Consider the following 19,206-nt stretch of genomic DNA (forward strand, 5'->3'; position numbering starts at 1 on the left):
TAGTTCGTCCTCCTTCTTATGCTTCTTGTTCTTCTGTTTCTTCTTCGATTCCTAATTCTTTTTTAATCCAGTCATAGCCTTCTGCTTCTAAGCGTTGTGCAAGCTCCGCACCACCTGATTTTACAACACGTCCTTGCATCATTACGTGTACATGGTCTGGAGTAATGTAGTTTAATAGGCGTTGGTAGTGTGTAATCATTAAGCAGCCAAAGCCTTCACCACGCATTGCGTTGATACCTTTTGACACAACTTTCAATGCATCGATATCAAGACCAGAGTCAATTTCATCTAAGATTGCAAATGTTGGTTTGATCATCATTAATTGAAGAATCTCATTACGTTTTTTCTCACCGCCAGAGAAACCTTCATTTAAATAACGTTGAGCCATATCTTCATTCATTTCAAGGAATTCCATGTTTTTATCTAATTCGCGGATAAATTTCATTAACGAAATTTCATCGCCTTCTTCACGACGTGCGTTAATTGCTGAACGTAAGAAATCAGCATTTGTAACACCAGCAATTTCAGATGGATATTGCATAGCTAGGAATAAACCAGCTTGAGCACGTTCGTCCACTTCCATTTCAAGCACATCTTCGCCATCAAGCTCAACAGTACCTGAAGTTACTTCATATTTTGGATGACCCATAATAGCAGAAGCTAGTGTTGATTTACCAGTTCCGTTTGGTCCCATGATTGCGTGAATTTCGTTTGTATTAATTGTAAGATTTACGCCTTTTAAAATCTCTTTCCCGTCGATAGCAACGTGAAGATCTTTAATAACTAAAGTTGACATGAAAATACCTCCATAGTGTTCAGTGAATGGGTCAACCATTCCTTAATTATCATCATTCTAATCTTAACTGAAAATCGTTCTCTATGCAAACCATTTCAATTACTTTCCCATTCCTTAAATAAAATCTTGAAAAATAAAGACTTTGTAAGCATTTTCAGATTATTACTCCTTCACCTAAACAATGAGAATTGACTTTCTTCATTTTCAATGAAATCTCTCTAATTGAGAATCGATTTCATCTAGCTACATAGTGAAAACCTCGAGAAAAGTGCTAATTGTAGCGGTTTTGTGACAAATTAGCATAAACAACATATCTATACTATAACCTATTTCATTAAAATGGAATCAATTTAAGTTCATATTGTAAGAAAGAAATTTTGCTATAATAATGGATGGATTATATCCTCAAAAGGATGATATTGTAGATATATTAAAAGACAGAAACGTAGGTTGTATCTAGCATTTCTGCCAATTCCCATTAGCTTAGATGTAATGCCCATAAATCTCCTTTTGTTTCTAGTAAAAAAACATCTGACAGCTGATACTTTTTATTTTGACATTAACAGTCATTTTTCATCTTAAATAATATATAATTAAGGTATAATCAATCTTATTTTTAGATTAATAGAGGTGAAATGTTAGTGGAGTTACGTCAATTACGCTATTTTGTAGAGGTTGCTGAACGTGAGCATATTTCAGAGGCTGCTGAGCATCTTCATGTAGCCCAATCTGCCATTAGTCGGCAAATCGCAAATCTTGAAGATGAGTTAGGCACTCCGTTATTTGAGCGAGTTGGACGAAATGTCAAATTAACACCAATAGGGAAGACATTTCTTGAGCATACCATTACGGCATTAAAGGCCATCGATTTTGCAGCAAAGCAAGTAGAAGAATATCTTGATCCTGCAAAGGGCTCAATTAAAATCGGCTTTCCAACAAGTTTAGCTAGCTATGTTCTGCCAACCGTTATTTCAGCCTTTAAACGCGAATATCCTGATTTACAATTTCAACTACGTCAAGGATCTTATCGATTTTTGATAGATGCAGTCAAAAATCGGGAGTTGAACCTCGCCTTTTTGGGACCCCTGCCACCGAAGGACGAATCCATTCAATCAACCATTCTGTTTACTGAAAATATTGCTGCACTCCTACCAGCCAATCATCCATTAGCTAAAAGAGAAAGCATACAGCTTGCAGAGTTGAGAAATGATCTATTCGTATTATTTCCAGATGGTTACATTTTGCACAAGGTAGCGATGGATGCTTGTCGAGCTGCAGGCTTTTTACCAAATGTCATTTCAGAGGGGGAAGACTTAGATGCACTAAAGGGCTTAGTCGCCGCTGGCATTGGTGTGAGCCTTTTACCAGAAAGCTCTCTTTATGATTCAGCAGCACGCTTTACCATAAAGGTTCCAATTGAATCACCTACGATCCCTAGAACTGTTGGCATTATTTCTCCTGTAAATCGCGAAATTGCACCATCAGAAATCATTTTCTTAGACTTTGTGAAAAACTTCTTTTCTCGTCTTTCTCAATTTCAATAAAAAAATCGCCTTTTTGGCGATTTTTTTGACTTTCAATTATTTAGTTGGATGATCACCAATCCATTGTAACGTTTTTACTCCTAAGCCTCCTGCACGCCATAACACCACGTCATGATAATTTCTCCGCGGTACATAGTTCACCCATTTTTCAAGCGTTACTTGATCAGCATACCAAACTTCATGGCTGATTCCGCTATCATCTAAATACGTAAAATAAACCACTTCACTTGCCTTATCACGTTTCTTTTCTGCTTTCGTTTCAGCTAATATTTGCTCAGCCTCTAGCTCCGTTAAAGCACCATTTTATCTTCTGCTACCCTTTCGAAACCACCTGTAGCAAAAGCAATGGCTAAATCTTGATTTTCTTCACTAAATCATTAAGAAAAGAAAAAGTGGCTTTCGCACCTAACATGTTGAAAAAGCATTATAAAATGTCTATTTTTCTCAAAATTCGACAAATAATGCAATAATCACATTATATTTATCAATAAATTCAAAACTACATATTCGTATTAAATAAAAAATAAATTCAAAAAAGGTATGCGAGTTATATGACTCACATACCTTTCAACTATTATTTAACCGGTACTACTGCACCTTTCCACTCTTCTAAAATGAAGTCTTGGATTTCTTTAGATGTTAATACTTCTAATAATTTTTTAATTTCAGGTTTTGTTTCATCACCTGCGCGTACAGCGATGATGTTAACATATGGAGATTCTTTATCTTCAAGAGAAATAGCATCTTCGATTGGGTTTAGACCGTTATCGATGGCAAAGTTAGAGTTGATAAGTACTGCATCGCCTTCATCATTTTCGTACATTTGTACAAGCATTTCTGGTGCAGTATTTGCATCGAATTTAAAGTTTTTAGGATTTTCTTCAATATCCTTTAATTCTGCTGCTGTTTTATCAATGCCTTCTTTTAATTTAATTAAGCCTTTAGCCTCTAACAATGAAAGCATACGACCATGGTCAGATACTGAGTTAGAAAGCAAAATTGTTGCGCCTTCAGGCAGGTCTTCTAACTTTTTATATTTTTTTGAGTAAATACCGATTGGTTCAATATGAACGCCACCTGCATTGACGAAATCATAGCCATTGTCTTTAATTTGTAGCTCTAAGTAAGGTATGTGCTGGAAATAGTTTGCGTCAATATCTTTTGACTCTAAATCTTGGTTTGGTAGAACATAATCTGTATAAGTTTCAATTTCTAGGTCTACGCCTTCTTTAGCTAAGATCGGTTTTGCTTTTTCTAAAATAACTGCGTGTGGTGTGTTAGAAGCACCTACTTTTAATGTTACGCTTTCTTTGCTATCTGTTTGATCGCCAGATGCTGATTTTTCATCTTCTTTTTTATCTGTACCGCAAGCTGCTAATGCTAGTACAAGTATTGATAAAAATAATCCTGCTAATAACTTTTTCATTTATGACACTCCCTTTTATTTGTTTAAAATATGTTAGCGGTAAAAACCGGAATAACCTCATTTCCGTGCTAGCGTTTATCAATTTTCTCGGTAATTAAATCACCAATCCATTGAATAATAAATACGACTACTAAGATCAAAATAGTTGCCATTAATGTCACATCTTGGCGATTTCGCTGGAAGCCGTCTAAGAAGGCTAAGTTACCAAGACCACCTGCACCGATAATTCCTGCCATCGCAGTATAACCTACAAGAGCAACAGCCGTTACCGTGATACCAGAAATCAAAGCTGGTAATGATTCAGGGACCAATACTTTCCAAATAATTGTAGAAGTTTTTGCTCCCATTGAACGGGCTGCTTCAATAACACCTTTATCAATTTCACGTAACGCAATTAATACCATACGAGCATAAAACGGTGCTGCACCGATAATTAAAGCAGGTAACGCCGCATTGGCACCTCGAATTGTACCTAGTAAAAACTTCGTAAATGGAATTAATAAAATGATTAATACAATAAATGGAATGGAACGGAAAATATTAACGAGTGATCCTGTTAAAAAGTTAACGATTTTATTTGCCCATAACTGATTGGGACTTGTTAAAAATAGAACGATACCAATGACTAACCCAAGAATAAATGTCACAACCGTTGATATAGCTGTCATGTATAAAGTTTCATACGTAGCTTGCCACATATTTTCCCAGTCTACATTCGGAAAGAGATTAGTTAGCATTTGCAATCACCTCCGTTTGTACTTCGACTGTATTTAAATAACGAAGGGCTTCTGCCACGTTTGTCTTTGAGCCATCAATTTGCACAATTAATGTACCGTAGGCACCATTTTTTGTTTGGGAAATGTTTCCATGAACAATACTTACTTCTACATCAAATTGTTTCACAAGATGTGAGATGACAGGCTGTTCTGTTTTTTCACCAACAAAAATTAATTTGACAAGTTGTCCAGTTGGATAGTTTGTTTTAATTTGTGCTACCGTATCCTGTGTTTCCTTAGTGTCTGTAATTTGAGATACAAACTTTTTGGTAATGGCTGCTTGTGGTGCTTGGAAGACTTGTAATACCTCACCACGTTCCACAATTTCGCCTGCCTCCATCACCGCTACACGATGACAAATTTTGCGGATGACATGCATTTCGTGGGTAATCAGGACGATTGTTAAGCCTAAGCGTTCATTTATATCAACGAGTAAATCAAGAATGGCATCCGTTGTTTCAGGATCAAGTGCTGATGTCGCCTCATCACATAGTAAAACCTCTGGATTATTCGCCAATGCACGTGCAATCCCTACACGCTGCTTTTGTCCACCAGAAAGCTGAGATGGATATGCCTTATCGCGCCCTTCTAAGCCTACAAGGGCTATTAATTCCTTCACACGTGCTTCACGTTGAGCCTTTGGAAAGCCTGCGATTTCTAAAGGGAAAGCTATATTTTCGGCAACTGTTCTCGACCAAAGTAAATTGAAATGCTGGAAAATCATACTTACCTTTTGTCTAGCTGCTCTAAGCTTTTGTCCTTTTATCGATGAAAATTCCTGATTGTTCACCGTTACTGTTCCTGCTGTTGGTTTCTCTAAACCGTTTAGTAAACGAATCATGGTGCTTTTACCTGCGCCACTATAGCCGATAATGCCAAAAATTTCACCTTTATTAATAGTAAGGTTGACGTCTTTGACTGCCGTTAATTCGCCATTTGCTGTTTTGTATTTCTTTGTAATATTTTGAAGCTGGATCATAGCGAATACTCCTTTTCTCATATAGAAAACCCCTTCACTCACAGACAAGTAGAAGGGGTCACGTATTATACGTTAAACCGTTCTCTCATCTTTCAAAGAAAAATCTTTGGGTGATTTGGCACCTTTTCACATTGTGATGGTTGCCGGGCTTCATAGGGCACTTCCCTCCGCCACTCTTCATAAGAGTTCGATATATTTAATGTTTTAGTAATATATTTGATACTTTACCACGCTAGTAAAGTTCAGTCAATTGATTTTTTTAACAATTCATATAAAAATGGTACGGATTGAAAGGCATAAATCTTTTCTGTCACTTTTCCGCCATCACTGATGAGTAGACATGGAACACTTTCAATCTGATGCTCATAGGCAATGTGTTCCAAAAAGTTGATATTTGCTTTACCTATTTGTAGCTGTGGCAGTAATTGTTCAATAATGGACATCATTTTAGATGCCACTGCACACGTTCCACACATCGGTGTATATAAATAAAATGCAGTTTTCTCTCCCGACTGTTTAGCCGCTTCCCACTGCTCTGTTGACCATTCTTCCATTTACTCACGCAACCTTACAAAATATATTCATTATGGATTGAAAAATGTGCACGCAGTAAAATCATCGCTAACACTTTTCTTGGTGTTGTTTCTACTTCCTTGTACGTTGGCATTGTGCGCAGATGTTCAGCTTCTGGATAATGTCTGTCCATTAATGCACGTAGCTTATCGCCTGAAGTATCTGCATCAAAAAAAGTAAATAGCTCACAGCCCTCATAGGGATCCAGTAGTTCTTCTAATTGATGCACACCAATTGTACCATTCGTACATAGTATTGTAACATTCTCATTCAAAATAGGCTCAATTTGTAGCTTATCTGAGCGCCCTTCTACTATCAAGCATTTTCCCTCGAACATTACGCCACCTCCATTTAGAGATCCCTACTTATAAGTCATTATATAACAAAAAACGCCGGTAGTTGCCGACGTTTTTCGATTATGGCTTGTCTTATTCAGCGATCATTTCTTCGTATTGCTCTGCTGTCATTAGTTTTTCGACTTCTGATGCATCAGCAGGCTCAACAACGATCATCCATGCTTTTTCATATGGTGATTCATTAACGAATTCTGGGCTATCTTCTAAATCTGCATTTACTTCCACTACAGTACCTGAGATGGGTGCATATAATTCAGAAACAGTTTTTACTGATTCTACGCTACCGAATGGATCATCTGTTTTGATTTCGTCGCCAACTTGTGGAAGCTCAACGAATACGATATCTCCTAATTCAGATTGTGCGAAGTGAGTAATACCGATACGTACTTTTCCATCTTCTACTTTTACCCATTCATGTTCTTCAGAGTATCGTAAGTCTTTAGGTGTGCTCATGCAAAAAACCCCTCCATAAATATGTAATATATTCACTTTCAGTGTGCCATACTTCTCCTATAAATACAAGGTTTAATACGGTTATTTCCAAGCTTGCTCAAAATCTACTTCTTTAAAACCTAAAGTAACTTTTTTTCCATCTGTGACGATGGGACGTTTAATTAACATACCATCTGAAGCTAGTAGCTCAAGCTGCTCATCCTCCGTCATTTCTGCTAACTTGTCCTTTAAGCCAAGCTCACGATATTTCATACCTGAGGTATTAAAAAATTTCTTCAAAGGTTGTCCACTAGCTTGCCAAATAGCTGTTAATTCTTCCTTAGTTGGCGGTTGCTCTGCGATATGTACCTCTTCATAGGAAACCTCATGCTCATTTAACCACTTCTGTGCCTTTTTACATGTTGTACATTTCGGATAATGGAAAAATTGAATCGTCATTACAATGCTCCTCTTCTGTCTTTTTCTGTAGTATACCATCATAGTTGTTTTCAATGGTGAACTTCACTCTTTTTTGTAAGTTTATCCATCCGTTGTGCAAATTTATCCGTTGCTTTTATGATTATCCATCTCATATAAAAAACCTAGCTATCTTTTGCAGATAGCTAGGTTAAATTTGCACTATTAAACAATATATTTTTCAGCATCAATTAATTTAACTGAAGCCTCACGCTTCTTCGCAATTAAATTGTATGGATTATTGCGAGTTAGCTTACGCAGTGCAGATAATGTCATACGAGCAGCATCGCCATCTGCGGAAGCAAGAATTGTGTCTTTTGCTTCTTTTTCGATCTCTGCGAATGCTTCCTGACAGAAGATTTGCGTATAGAGCAATTTTTGATGTGCTTTTTCAGCACCATCACGAGCAATTGCCTTTTCTGTACGTAAGACAGCTGATTCCATTGCAAATAATTGGTTTGCGATATTTGCAATGTTCACTAATACTTCTTGCTCTTGGTCAAGTTTTGCTCCAAAGCGTTGTGCTGCTAAGCCTGCAGCTAATACAGCAATTTTCTTCGCATTTTTCACTAAATATTTTTCTTGTGCTAGCGGCTCTGTACCGATGTCCTCTGGCATTAGCATAAGCAGCTCTTGCTGTAAATTTTGAGCAACTTGTAATAATGGTAACTCACCTTTTAGCGCCTTTTTCATAAATGTGCCAGGTACAATCATGCGGTTAATTTCATTTGTACCTTCAAAAATTCGATTGATACGAGAATCACGGTAAATACGCTCAACCTCGTATTCAGCCATAAAGCCATAGCCACCATGTAGCTGTACTGCTTCATCTGCAATGTAATCTAATGTTTCTGATCCAAAGACTTTTGCAATAGAGCATTCAATAGCATATTCAGCGATAGCACCTGCAATTACTTTTCCTTGCTTTTGCTCTTCAGGGCTTAACTGACTTAAGCGGTCCTCAAATAGACCAACCGTACGATAGTTTAATGATTCTGATGCATACAGTTGAGAAGCCATTGTAGATAATTTCTCTTTTGTCAGATTGAAATCAGAAAGCTTTGTTTTAAATTGCTGACGTTGGTTTGTATACTGAATAGCTAACTCCAATGCACGCTTCGATCCGCCAATTGTGCCCACGCCTAGTTTATAACGACCAATGTTTAAAATATTGAACGCAATGATATGACCACGACCAATTTCGCCTAATAGATTTTCTACAGGTACTTCCGCATCTTCCAATACTAATGTACGAGTTGATGATGATTTAATCCCCATTTTCTTTTCTTCAGGGCCTACTGAAACACCATTGTAGGCACGTTCTACGATAAAGGCAGAGAATTTATCGCCATCAATTTTTGCGTAGACAACAAATACATCAGCAAAGCCTGCATTCGTAATCCACTGTTTTTCACCATTTAAAATATAATGTGTGCCAGCTTCATTTAATTTGGCAGTCGTTTTTGCACCTAGAGCATCCGAACCTGAACCTGGCTCTGTTAATGCATAGGCAGCGATTAATTCACCTGAAGCAAGCTTAGGTAAGTATTTTTTCTTTTGATCTTCATTACCGAATAAAACAATTGGTAATGACCCAATTCCAACGTGAGCACCATGTGTGATAGAGAAACCACCTGCAACAGACATTTTTTCAGCGATTAAAGCTGAAGAAACTTTGTCTAATCCTAGCCCATCGTATTCTTCAGGCACGTCTGCTCCAAGTAAGCCTAATTCGCCTGCACTTTTTAGGAGACGCACTGAATGCTCAAATTCATGGTGCTCTAAATTTTCAACTACTGGTAAAACTTCATTTGCTACGTATTCCTCTGTTGTTTTAGCAATCATTTTATGCTCGTCAGTGAAATCTTCCGGTGTAAATACACGATCTAATTCCACATCTTCAATAAGAAATCCGCCGCCTTTAATGAAATCAGTTGTTTTTTCAGTCATGATTAATTCCTCCCAATATATCTTTTTGTTAGTTGATTCCCCTAATGATCATATATAGAAAAGCTTGATGTATACAATGTTCGGAGGCAACCGTAAACAGTACACCTCAAGCTGATCTAGCAAAATTTATAGAATTTCAAATACGCCAGCAGCACCCATGCCGCCACCAATACACATTGTCACGACGCCATATTTCTTCCCTTGACGCTTCAATTCATGAATTAGCTTTAAAGTTAAAATAGCTCCCGTTGCGCCTAATGGATGACCTAATGCAATCGCTCCACCATTGACATTGACTTTCTCTTGGTCGATGCCTAAATGCCGTACCACCTGTAATGACTGTGAAGCAAACGCTTCATTAATTTCCCATAAATCAATATCATCGATGGATAAGCCTGCAATTTCCAACGCTTTTGGCACTGCCACGATAGGCCCGATACCCATTACTTCAGGAGGTACACCGCCTACTGCAAAGCCTAGGAATTTTGCCATTGGTGTCAGTCCTTGCTTGTCAGCTTCTTCACGATCCATTACTAGTACAGCTGCTGCACCATCGGAAGTTTGAGAGGCATTACCCGCCGTTACACTGCCTTTTACATGGAAAGCTGGACGCAATTTTGCTAAACCTTCAACTGATGTACCTGGACGTACACCTTCATCCATACTGAATGTGAATTTTTTTACTTGTGGTTTATTGTTATCGTCTACGTAATGCTGTTCCACTTCGATTGGTACAATTTCATCATTGAATTTACCTTCTTTAATTGCCTTTTCAGCAAGCGTGTGCGAGCGAACAGCAAAAGCATCTTGATCTTCACGACTAACATTATATTGACGAGCTACTTCCTCAGCTGTATGTCCCATGCCCATATAATATTGTGGAGCCGTTTCCGCTAAAGTCGGATTTAAACGTGGTGTATTCCCTACCATCGGCACCATACTCATGGATTCTACACCACCAGCAAGAATGGCCTTTGAGTGTCCTAGCATAATTCGCTCTGCTGCATAGGCAATCGCCTGTAAACCTGATGAGCAAAATCTATTAATCGTCAGAGCAGGGGTTGTATCTGGTAATCCAGCAAGTGCCCCAATACTACGTGCTACATTCATTCCTTGCTCTGCTTCTGGCATCGCACAGCCTAAAATTAAATCATCAATCGGCCCTTCATAGCCTGCTCTTTTCAGTGTTTCTTTGACTACGACAGCACCAAAATCGTCTGGTCTTACTGTTGCTAAAGAACCTTTTTTTGCTTTTCCAATTGGAGTTCGTGCTCCTGCTACAATAACGGCTTCACGCATCGTATTAATCCCCCTTTGTTTCATGTGCAAGATTGGTTTATTTCGTCAATTTAGTTACGAAGTGGTTTACCTTTTAACAGCATGTGTTGCATTCTCTGCTGTGATAGCGGATCAGCAACAAGGCTAAGGAATGCCTCACGCTCTAAGTTCAATAAATATTGCTCATCGACTAATGTGCCGTACGGAACCTTTCCACCTGCAATAACATAAGCTAATTTTTTAGCAATTTTTAAATCATGTTCGCTAATAAAGCCTGACTCAAACATCCCTTGCGCACCGATGAGTAATGTACCATAGCCTGATGCACCGACCACTGGTACTTTTGTTGGTACAGGTGGTTGATAGCCCGCTTCGTAAAGCGCTAATGCCGCCTGCTTCGCATCATACAATTGATGATCTGGATTAACTGAAATACCATCCGCAAAGTTTAGGAAATTATTTTCACGTGCTTCCTCACCAGATGTTGAAACCTTCGCCATCGCAATTGTTTCAAATACTTTATTAGCAATATGTTGATAATCTACCTCTACACCGTTTGGTAAGCCCTTTAGGAATTTTTGATAGAGCGCTTTATTTCCGCCACCACCTGGGATTAATCCAACCCCTACTTCCACCAAGCCCATATATGTTTCCATTGTTGCTTGAATATGTGCAGCTGGTAAGCAAACCTCTGCTCCTCCACCTAATGTCATAGCAAACGGTGCTGCTACAACAGGCTTACGTGAATATTTAATTTTCTGCATAGCATCTTGGAATGCCTTAATGACGAAATCTAGCTCAAATATATTATCATCCTGTGCTTCTACTAAAATCATTCCTAGATTTGCGCCAACACAGAAGTTTTTCCCCTGATTACCGATGACTAAGCCCTTATAGTTAGCCTCTACTTCATCTACCGCAAAGTTAATCATTTGGATAATATCTAAACCGATCGCATTGGATTGCGAATGGAACTCAAGTAATGCAATTCCATCACCTAAGTCTATTAAACTGGCACCTGTGTTTGATTTAATCACACCATGCTTTTTCTTATAGCGTTTTAAATTAATCTCTTTTTCATTCACAGGCACTTTCACATATTGTGAACCATCATAGTATGCTAAATCACCGTCTAATTCTGTATAGAATGTCTCAAACCCATTTGCTAACATCTCTTTGACAAATGCAGGTACCTCTCGGCCTTCAGCCTCCATTTTCGCCACAGAATCTTCTACGCCTATAGCATCCCAAATTTCAAATGGCCCTTGTTGCCAGCCGAAGCCCCATTTCATCGCGTTATCAATGGCTACGATATCATCGGCAATCTCACCATGTAGCTGTGCAGAATAAAGTAGCGTTGGTGCAAAAATACCCCATAATAGCTCACCTGTACGATCCTTCGCATAGGTTAACGCCTTCACTTTATTGGCTAATCCACGAGTTTGTTTTGCCATTTCAATAGAAGGTGTTTTTAATTTTTTGGCTGGACTATACGTTAAGGTTGCTGGATCAATCTCATGTATCTCTTTTCCTTGTTTTAAGAAGAAACCTTGACCCGATTTTGCTCCTAGCCAACCGTTCGTGACCATTTTTTGTAAAAACTCTGGTACTGCAAATACTTGCTGCTCGTCACCTGTTGTTTGATCGTACACATTTTTCGCTACATGAATGAATGTATCTAAACCAACTACATCTAGCGTACGGAAAGTTGCAGACTTTGGACGGCCAATAAGCGGCCCTGTTACAGAGTCTACCTCACCAACAGAGTAACCACCTTTTAACATTTCCTGTAAAGTGACTAGTAAACCATATGTTCCAATGCGGTTGGCAATAAAGTTTGGTGTATCTTTTGCAAGTACAACTCCTTTACCAAGCACATCTTCCCCAAACGTTTTCATGAAGCTAACTACTTCAGGTGAAGTTGTATTGGCAGGAATCACTTCTAATAATTTTAAATAGCGAGGTGGGTTGAAAAAGTGTGTGCCAAGAAAATGTTTTTGGAAATCATCTGAACGCCCCTCTGCCATCGCATTAATGCTAATACCTGATGTATTTGAACTAATGATTGTTCCTGGTGTACGAACAGCATCAATTTTTTCGTAAAGACTTTGTTTAATTGATAAATTTTCTACAACAACTTCAATAATCCAATCTACGTCTTTTAGTTTCCCTAGATCGTCTTCAAAGTTGCCAACCGTTAGTAGTGATAAATTTTTCTTAGAAGTAAGTGGTGCTGGCTTTTGCTTTAATAACTTTTGCAAAGCTCCGTTTACAATACGATTTCTTACAGCTGGATGCTCTAAAGAAAAACCCTTTGCCTCTTCCTCTTGCGTCAGTTCCTTTGGTGCAATATCCAATAGTAATGTTGGTATACCGATATTTGCTAAATGTGCTGCAATTCCAGAGCCCATCACCCCAGAACCTAGAACAGCTGCTTTTTTAATGTTGTAAGTCACAAGCAATTCCCCCTTATTCTCCCATTGAATGAATAGCCATTCATTTTTTGGCCAAAAAAATATCAAGTGTACCTTAGTAAATTTTTTGTCCTTTTGTTGAATGAGATTCCCTCCACTCAACCAAGCACGACTAAGGTTTATCTTCGTTCCAAAACGACACTTCTCAATGAATGAAGATAAAACTACTTTTCTGTTTTTAGTGTAGATTATTTTGTCTAATTTAGCAATCTTTTTTCAAGAATTATTTTTGCAGTATACATCTTTTTTTGTTTTTAACGAGCTAAAAGAGGACAAGAAGTAGCGATCGAAACGGCCAAACAGAAAACTTTCAGATTGCAAGAAAAATGTGTAGAATGGAAAGCAAGGAGAGTGAATACTTAATGAAAACTATTACTACTGCAGAACAATTTAACGAATTAATCGCTGGCGATCAAAAAGTTTTAGTGAAATTTTATGCTGGCTGGTGCCCTGATTGCACACGTATGAATATGTTTATCGATCCAATCATTGAAGAGTACAACCAATATGACTGGTATGAGCTAAACCGTGACGAACTTCCAGAAATCGCTGATAAGTACGATGTTATGGGAATTCCAAGTCTATTGATTTTCCAAAATGGTGAAAAGCTTGCACACTTACATAGTGCAAATGCAAAAACACCTCAGCAAGTAACAGAATTTTTATCTGCTCAACAATAATGGCGAGAGAGCTGCATTTCTTCTTGAAATGCAGCTCTTTTTGAAAGGAGATTCCATTATGCGTCAACAATTAATACTACTTGGAAAATCACAATACGATGATTCGATTGCGCCAAGCTATCGCAATTCTGCCTGTGGACCTACTACGATTCATGTCATCTTAAATTTTTTAAACGAGTCAACTCCTTCCATTAATGAGCTATATAAACTGCTTGGTGGTACAAAAATTGGCTTATTCAAATGGAGACTGATTCACAATCTTCGTCAACTGCTTCCAACCTGGGATATTCGAACTTGTTCATTAAAGGAAGCTCTACAGGAAATTGACGCAGGCCGACCAGTTGCTATGCGTTTTGATCGCTATTTTAGCCTTCAGTGGCGAGATAAAAAATCAACCTTTGCTTATCATTGGGTACCGCTTATTGGCTATGAGATAAAAAATGATGAGCTATGGCTAATATTCCATGATAATGGTGGTCCACAACGTGATAGCCAAATTCGACAGGCTCTCTATAAAGATAACGAAAAGGTATTATCCTTTGTTAAATTAGCACCTTACTAGGGCAAACTACAGACTATTAATTGCTCTTTTTTAAGGTTTCTTTAATTACCTCTGCAAAAATATCAGCAGTTCGATAGGTTTCTTCCAGATTATTTTCCGCCCCTCCAATATTTAGTAACAATGAATTTCCATGCAGGTCTTGATTATAGGTATTGGCTGGTCTCTCTCCCTTTTCTATAACTCCTCTCGATAGCCCAGGGTATCGTTGCTCCAATTGTTCATGAAGCTGTACAGCAAATTGTTTATTCTGCTCATAATTAATACTGATTTTCGAAACAATAAATTGGATCTTTGCATATGATTTACCATTTATTTCGATCGTTGAATCACTTCTACTACTGGAATCTCGGTGAATGTCAAACACCATCTGAATACTGTCATTGTCTTCTAACGCTTTTTTTAAATAGTAACCAGAAAATAAATAGGCTTCTGTGTATTGCTTATTATATTTTTCTAAGACGCCAAAGATATCTGAATTATCATGAATGGCATTAATTTGCATATCATTTAATGCTTTACTTAACCTTTTCCCAACAAGCGTAACATTTTTCGTTTCACTCACTGCCGTCATCTTTTCCTTTTGTACGTCAAGTTCGGGAAAATAAGATTCCCGATTATGCGTGTGATAAATGTAAACTAGAGGCTTTGCTAACGTTTGTGCAGATTGTCCAAATGTATGGTTGACCCCATCTCTTTCAAGAATTAGCAAACAAAAAACGAAAATAGATACGAAAACGCCGCTTGAAATAATCGTCGTAAATCTTATAAATTTCCTTTTTTTCTCTAAGTCCCTCGCCTTCATTCGAAGCATCTTTTCCGTTGTGCTTTTAAACTCTTTTGATGGATGCTGAGGGTACAATTCTTTTAGCTCATCCATTAATTCCTGCTCATTTTGCATTTGGCAAAGCCCCCTCTACATCTATATTTAGTTTGTTTTTCAGAATCTTCAAAGCTCGATGGTAATCCACTTTAACTTTCGCCATACTGCATTGTAAAACGGCTGCAGTTTCACTTACTGAAAATTCATTAATACCTCTGAGAATGACAACAGCTCGGAAATTGGGCTTTAATGTTGCAATAGCCTCATGGATTAATCTTTTCGTTTCTGCTATTTCAAATTCTTCATCTGGTTTCTTATCGCTTGATGCTAACTGTTTAAAAAATCCCTCTTTAAATAAGGTCGTAAATCTCTTTTTTCGATAATGATCGATTGCTACATGTTTTGCTATTGATAATATCCAAGTATTTAAAGGATAGTTACTATTAAATTTTGGTAAACTTTTCAAAACTCGAATAAATACTTCTTGTGTTAAATCCTCTGCATCATTTTGATTACCCATAAAATAAATCAAAAACCGATATACATCCAAATAATACAAATTGTAAATTTCTACTATTTTTGATTCTAAATTAGGCGAATCAAACAAGCTCTCCCCTCCTCCATGTATATTGTCACTTATAATTCGTTTGAAAGTGAAAAAAGGTTACAAAAAATTTCAATAAAAAAAGCAGAGCATATGACTATACTCTGCGATGATCAACTAAATAAGGGTATACAAAGATCGGGCGTGCTTGGCAATTAGCGTGTAGCCACGCTCTTCTATTGCTTTAAAAATATGTGGTTCATACGTCGGTACCACAAGACTCGTAAAATCCGCATCAATTGGTACATTGGTTTGAATTGTTGCAAGCTCATGTGATAGCTGCAACATTTCTAAATTATCCTGGATTTTTGTCCTTTGGCCTGGCTTCAATTCACCAAGTGATGCCAGTATTTTGTCTATCGAGCCATATGTTTGAATAAGCGTTAACGCTTGTTTAGGGCCAATCCCTTTCACGCCTGGATAGCCATCACTTGAATCACCCATAAAGGCTTTCACCTGTGCAAACTGTGAAGGTTCAATACAATATTCTTCTTTAAAGCGAGCGTGTGTATAAATATCGTATTCTGTATAGCCCTTTTTCATAAACGCAATTTCTGTAGATGGTCTTAAAAGCTGAAGTAAATCCTTATCACCACTAATGACCGTAATGTCTGCCTCGTCCTGCCATTTTGTAATCATGGAGCCAATTAAATCATCCGCTTCCATACCCTTCACGCCGAAATTTTGCCAGCCCATTTGCTGCGATAAATTTTTCGCCATATCAAATTGTGGTAGCATCTCCTCTGGTGGTGCTGGGCGATTCGCTTTATAGCCATCAAATAAATCATTGCGGAATGTATGTGCCCCCATATCCCAGCAAACCGCCATATGTGTTGGCTTCATAATAGTTTGTGCTGTTAGAACATGGCGCACAAATCCTTGGGCTCCATTCGTTGGTGTTCCATCTGCCAAGCGAATAAAATGCCCCATGGCAGCCGAAGCGAAAAAAGAACGGAATAACAGTGCCATACCGTCGACAATCAATAATTTTGGTTTTGTTGTCATAATAAATTTCCTCTCTATTACAATACAAAGTTTGTATTAATTTATTGTTTTCTACTTAAACATTATAGCAAACTTTCAAAAATCAGCATTGTTAATACTCGGAAATACGCTTGCTCTACAACATAACCTTCCCTTTTTTCGAAATACGATTGCGATGATCTAGCTGAATGCCTGTTAACCATTGCAAAAATGCCGTCACACCGATTTTAACAGTTTCTGGACGCAGTATGCCTTCTTTAGGATCAGCATAAACAAAGTCAATATGACGAACACCCTCATTTTCTCCAATAAGCTTGAGGATATCAAACAACTCATAAGCAGTTAAACCACCTGGCGAGGCTGCAGGAACATCACAGGCAAATACAATATCAAGTGCATCTAAATCCACTGACACATAAATACGATCTACTTCATACATAAGCTGACGTAGCATTTCACGTATTGTGAGCTGAATACCATCACGTCGCATTTGCTTTAACGTAATCATATGGATGCCTTGTTCTTTAGCATAATGTATCATTTCAGGTGAATTGAAAAATCCATGCAAACCGACATTATAGACATGTCTTCCCTCAACAACCCCTGCTGCAATTAACTGATGAATTGGAGAATCTTGCGCTAAACCAATTTCCTCTTGGTTTCTTGCATCTAAATGCGTATCAATCTGAATGATGCCAATCCGATCCTGTGGGAAGGCATTTTTTATACCTTTTATGGAGTGCGCGGTAATTGTATGATCTCCCCCAATTAAACAAGTAAAGCTTCTTTGAAAGGCTATACTTAAATTTTCTGCAGCGGCCTCAATGGCAGATTCCGAAAGCATTCTATCCTTTTCTAGAATCGCCACATCCCCGATATCCACAACTGAAAGGGCACGCAAATTCACCTGCTCATCTAGATTATACGATTGAAAACCTGGCCAAGCCTTTCGAAACGCTGTTGGGTACTGTGCTTTTGATGACGCACCATTGGCATACGATAAAAGAGCACCATATACAACAATATCTACCTCATTTGGATTCGGATTTGCTTGCTGCTTTATCCACTGATGCATAGCTGATCCATTTTCCTGCTTCCATTGGCATTCTGATTGTATAAACATATTCATCTACCACCTTCTTCTCTATTCCACTCAAGTTAAATTGACCTACACTAATTGTTGCTCTCCTATAAATGTCCTAACATATTTTCTCTATAGTAATAGTACCATTCGTACAATGATTTTCGTCAAAGATTTTCTTTTTTCCTTTTATATTGAAAATATTCTTTTAATCAAACAAAAAAAGCAAACTTGAAATCAGTTTGCTCAGAAATTGCATGTATTTAAGTTAGGGTTATGTCAATTCTCTGCTTTGTGAGCGGGTTTCAACCTGCTTTTATCAAATACTCTTCAAATAGCCACCCTTATTTTTGCCAATACTTAGGTCAACTCTTCGTCGAGAAATCCCTCTTATCAAGCAGAGTCCCCCTCCATTTCGACTACTTTTGCTGTTTCGAATGGCTTTCGCAAAGTTCTGCTACCTCATACATGGAATAGCTTTGAAAATTATATTGACTACGTAGTTCTTGATGATAACTTAATAGCTCTTCTAGCATCGCCAAATTCTTATCAGTATGCTTACCAAAATTATGAGGGTGCCACCATAAATGATAAAAGGCTTGTGCCTGGGCAGCCTTGAGCATGCCTTCCTTTATTCGCTTTACTTTTAAATTTTCGAATATCCGCAATGGACTACAGTATGGCCTTAAAAAAGCACTTGATCGAATATTAATCAGTTGCTCCTCTTGCATTTCTTCCAAGGTGGCTATATGATGGCCAGTTATATTCCAATAGCTATCTATCCACTTCTTAGCACCTAAAAGTCTTCCCTTTTTCGTAAACTTTTGTGCGTCATATAGTACATGATTTTCGGTGCCTCTATAGCAAACATATCCCGCTTCTAAACAAGCTGTAAAATAGTCTTTGTTTATTTGATTACGAGGAAACACAATGGACTTCATGGGCGCAGTATAGCCGTCACTGATTGTTTTCGTTGCATGTAAATCAGCACAAAAGGCAGCTTTCGTTTGGCCCTTCTCCAAGCAATAAAAATGAGAAAAGGTATGACTTCCTATTTCCTGATGTGGTGTACGTTTAATTTCCTCAATTAATGATTTACCAAAATGCAGGAGATCCTCTTGTTCATTGTCGCCTACTTTTGCTAGCTGTGTATGTGCTGCAAAGCGCATATTTTCATATTTCACAGGGATACCTCGTAAATAATGAGCCATTTCTGCCTTTGATTCAGCAAATAATAATCCAACGGTAGCCCAAGTTGCATGGATGTCATATTGCTCAAATAACGCTAGTATCCTGGGCAAGGCTTTACGTACACCATATAGGTTTTTATTGTATTGCCCATAACGAAATACGTCATGGACACCCCAATTTAGCTCAAAATCTAATGAAATAACGAGACCCCCACCATTCATGT

General features: G+C 37.9%; 20 protein-coding genes and 1 riboswitch. Of the genes, 3 read left to right on the plus strand and 17 right to left on the minus strand.

Annotated features, from left to right (window positions below):
- Positions 1 to 16 precede the first annotated feature (16 nt).
- Positions 17 to 802, minus strand: coding sequence for a Fe-S cluster assembly ATPase SufC (gene sufC, locus MHB39_RS18155; protein WP_088364074.1), 786 nt, complete (start codon positions 800 to 802; stop codon positions 17 to 19).
- Positions 803 to 1,437: 635 nt separating this feature from the next.
- On the opposite strand from sufC, the gene MHB39_RS18160 reads away from it, so the two are divergent.
- Positions 1,438 to 2,340: a LysR family transcriptional regulator gene (locus MHB39_RS18160; protein ID WP_036078627.1), complete on the plus strand. Its 903-nt coding sequence runs from the start codon at positions 1,438 to 1,440 to the stop codon at positions 2,338 to 2,340.
- 36 nt (positions 2,341 to 2,376) lie between these two features.
- On the opposite strand, the gene MHB39_RS18165 is transcribed toward MHB39_RS18160, so the two are convergent.
- From MHB39_RS18165 to MHB39_RS18215, 11 genes are all read right to left on the minus strand, one after another.
- A complete protein-coding gene (locus MHB39_RS18165) occupies positions 2,377 to 2,562 on the minus strand; it encodes a hypothetical protein (RefSeq protein WP_342544811.1) in 186 nt (61 codons plus the stop codon).
- A 352-nt stretch (positions 2,563 to 2,914) separates the two neighbouring features.
- The gene (locus MHB39_RS18170) at positions 2,915 to 3,766 is read right to left on the minus strand and encodes a MetQ/NlpA family ABC transporter substrate-binding protein (protein ID WP_016993956.1); all 852 of its coding nucleotides are present in this window, start codon (positions 3,764 to 3,766) and stop codon (positions 2,915 to 2,917) included.
- Between the two features lie 68 nt (positions 3,767 to 3,834).
- Complete coding sequence (locus MHB39_RS18175; protein ID WP_004228234.1) at positions 3,835 to 4,503, minus strand: methionine ABC transporter permease; 669 nt, start codon at positions 4,501 to 4,503, stop codon at positions 3,835 to 3,837.
- Entirely contained in the window at positions 4,493 to 5,521 is a 1,029-nt protein-coding gene (locus MHB39_RS18180) for a methionine ABC transporter ATP-binding protein (protein WP_258860865.1), read from the minus strand. The genes MHB39_RS18175 and MHB39_RS18180 overlap by 11 nt, the downstream gene beginning before the upstream one ends.
- A gap of 82 nt (positions 5,522 to 5,603) precedes the next feature.
- Positions 5,604 to 5,707: riboswitch (SAM riboswitch) on the minus strand.
- A gap of 56 nt (positions 5,708 to 5,763) precedes the next feature.
- A complete protein-coding gene (locus MHB39_RS18185; RefSeq protein ID WP_036078640.1) occupies positions 5,764 to 6,075 on the minus strand; it encodes a thioredoxin family protein in 312 nt (103 codons plus the stop codon).
- Between the two features lie 14 nt (positions 6,076 to 6,089).
- Complete coding sequence (locus MHB39_RS18190; protein WP_004228229.1) at positions 6,090 to 6,431, minus strand: hypothetical protein; 342 nt, start codon at positions 6,429 to 6,431, stop codon at positions 6,090 to 6,092.
- 91 nt (positions 6,432 to 6,522) lie between these two features.
- Complete coding sequence (gcvH, locus tag MHB39_RS18195; RefSeq protein ID WP_004228227.1) at positions 6,523 to 6,903, minus strand: glycine cleavage system protein GcvH; 381 nt, start codon at positions 6,901 to 6,903, stop codon at positions 6,523 to 6,525.
- An 81-nt stretch (positions 6,904 to 6,984) separates the two neighbouring features.
- Positions 6,985 to 7,341, minus strand: coding sequence for an arsenate reductase family protein (locus tag MHB39_RS18200; RefSeq protein WP_004228225.1), 357 nt, complete (start codon positions 7,339 to 7,341; stop codon positions 6,985 to 6,987).
- Between the two features lie 183 nt (positions 7,342 to 7,524).
- Complete coding sequence (locus MHB39_RS18205; protein WP_016993952.1) at positions 7,525 to 9,309, minus strand: acyl-CoA dehydrogenase family protein; 1,785 nt, start codon at positions 9,307 to 9,309, stop codon at positions 7,525 to 7,527.
- A 126-nt stretch (positions 9,310 to 9,435) separates the two neighbouring features.
- On the minus strand, positions 9,436 to 10,608 hold the full coding sequence (locus MHB39_RS18210) for an acetyl-CoA C-acetyltransferase (protein WP_036078642.1): 1,173 nt from the start codon (positions 10,606 to 10,608) through the stop codon (positions 9,436 to 9,438).
- Between the two features lie 50 nt (positions 10,609 to 10,658).
- Complete coding sequence (locus MHB39_RS18215) at positions 10,659 to 13,043, minus strand: 3-hydroxyacyl-CoA dehydrogenase/enoyl-CoA hydratase family protein (protein ID WP_342544817.1); 2,385 nt, start codon at positions 13,041 to 13,043, stop codon at positions 10,659 to 10,661.
- 353 nt (positions 13,044 to 13,396) lie between these two features.
- On the opposite strand from MHB39_RS18215, the gene MHB39_RS18220 reads away from it, so the two are divergent.
- Together MHB39_RS18220 and MHB39_RS18225 are read left to right on the plus strand one after the other, a co-directional pair.
- Positions 13,397 to 13,741: a thioredoxin family protein gene (locus MHB39_RS18220; protein WP_081010969.1), complete on the plus strand. Its 345-nt coding sequence runs from the start codon at positions 13,397 to 13,399 to the stop codon at positions 13,739 to 13,741.
- 58 nt (positions 13,742 to 13,799) lie between these two features.
- Positions 13,800 to 14,303, plus strand: a complete 504-nt coding sequence (locus MHB39_RS18225) for a C39 family peptidase (RefSeq protein ID WP_342544819.1) — start codon at positions 13,800 to 13,802, stop codon at positions 14,301 to 14,303.
- 16 nt (positions 14,304 to 14,319) lie between these two features.
- On the opposite strand, the gene spoIIP is transcribed toward MHB39_RS18225, so the two are convergent.
- The 5 genes from spoIIP to MHB39_RS18250 all read right to left on the minus strand — a co-directional run bounded on the left by spoIIP (position 14,320) and on the right by MHB39_RS18250 (position 19,204).
- Entirely contained in the window at positions 14,320 to 15,201 is an 882-nt protein-coding gene (spoIIP, locus tag MHB39_RS18230) for a stage II sporulation protein P (RefSeq protein WP_342544820.1), read from the minus strand.
- Positions 15,191 to 15,730, minus strand: coding sequence for an RNA polymerase sigma factor (locus MHB39_RS18235; RefSeq protein WP_016992341.1), 540 nt, complete (start codon positions 15,728 to 15,730; stop codon positions 15,191 to 15,193). The genes spoIIP and MHB39_RS18235 overlap by 11 nt, the downstream gene beginning before the upstream one ends.
- A 114-nt stretch (positions 15,731 to 15,844) precedes the next feature.
- Positions 15,845 to 16,732: a 5'-3' exonuclease gene (locus tag MHB39_RS18240; RefSeq protein WP_016992340.1), complete on the minus strand. Its 888-nt coding sequence runs from the start codon at positions 16,730 to 16,732 to the stop codon at positions 15,845 to 15,847.
- Between the two features lie 115 nt (positions 16,733 to 16,847).
- The gene (locus MHB39_RS18245) at positions 16,848 to 17,834 is read right to left on the minus strand and encodes an agmatinase family protein (protein WP_339280249.1); all 987 of its coding nucleotides are present in this window, start codon (positions 17,832 to 17,834) and stop codon (positions 16,848 to 16,850) included.
- Between the two features lie 377 nt (positions 17,835 to 18,211).
- Complete coding sequence (locus MHB39_RS18250; protein ID WP_342544823.1) at positions 18,212 to 19,204, minus strand: polysaccharide deacetylase family protein; 993 nt, start codon at positions 19,202 to 19,204, stop codon at positions 18,212 to 18,214.
- Positions 19,205 to 19,206: the final 2 nt, after the last annotated feature.

Source organism: Lysinibacillus sp. FSL K6-4013 (assembly GCF_038630435.1).
Lineage (GTDB): Bacteria > Bacillota > Bacilli > Bacillales_A > Planococcaceae > Lysinibacillus > Lysinibacillus boronitolerans.

Coding starts and splice junctions, on each gene's coding strand:
- MHB39_RS18170 (WP_016993956.1), bottom strand. CDS start 3,766: ATGAAAAAGTTATTAGCAGGATTATTTTTATCAATACTTGTACTAGCA.
- MHB39_RS18175 (WP_004228234.1), bottom strand. CDS start 4,503: ATGCTAACTAATCTCTTTCCGAATGTAGACTGGGAAAATATGTGGCAA.
- MHB39_RS18180 (WP_258860865.1), bottom strand. CDS start 5,521: ATGATCCAGCTTCAAAATATTACAAAGAAATACAAAACAGCAAATGGC.
- MHB39_RS18185 (WP_036078640.1), bottom strand. CDS start 6,075: ATGGAAGAATGGTCAACAGAGCAGTGGGAAGCGGCTAAACAGTCGGGA.
- MHB39_RS18190 (WP_004228229.1), bottom strand. CDS start 6,431: ATGTTCGAGGGAAAATGCTTGATAGTAGAAGGGCGCTCAGATAAGCTA.
- gcvH (WP_004228227.1), bottom strand. CDS start 6,903: ATGAGCACACCTAAAGACTTACGATACTCTGAAGAACATGAATGGGTA.
- MHB39_RS18200 (WP_004228225.1), bottom strand. CDS start 7,341: ATGACGATTCAATTTTTCCATTATCCGAAATGTACAACATGTAAAAAG.
- MHB39_RS18205 (WP_016993952.1), bottom strand. CDS start 9,309: ATGACTGAAAAAACAACTGATTTCATTAAAGGCGGCGGATTTCTTATT.
- MHB39_RS18210 (WP_036078642.1), bottom strand. CDS start 10,608: ATGCGTGAAGCCGTTATTGTAGCAGGAGCACGAACTCCAATTGGAAAA.
- MHB39_RS18220 (WP_081010969.1), top strand. CDS start 13,397: ATGGAAAGCAAGGAGAGTGAATACTTAATGAAAACTATTACTACTGCA.
- MHB39_RS18225 (WP_342544819.1), top strand. CDS start 13,800: ATGCGTCAACAATTAATACTACTTGGAAAATCACAATACGATGATTCG.
- spoIIP (WP_342544820.1), bottom strand. CDS start 15,201: ATGCAAAATGAGCAGGAATTAATGGATGAGCTAAAAGAATTGTACCCT.
- MHB39_RS18240 (WP_016992340.1), bottom strand. CDS start 16,732: ATGACAACAAAACCAAAATTATTGATTGTCGACGGTATGGCACTGTTA.
- MHB39_RS18245 (WP_339280249.1), bottom strand. CDS start 17,834: ATGTTTATACAATCAGAATGCCAATGGAAGCAGGAAAATGGATCAGCT.
- MHB39_RS18250 (WP_342544823.1), bottom strand. CDS start 19,204: ATGAATGGTGGGGGTCTCGTTATTTCATTAGATTTTGAGCTAAATTGG.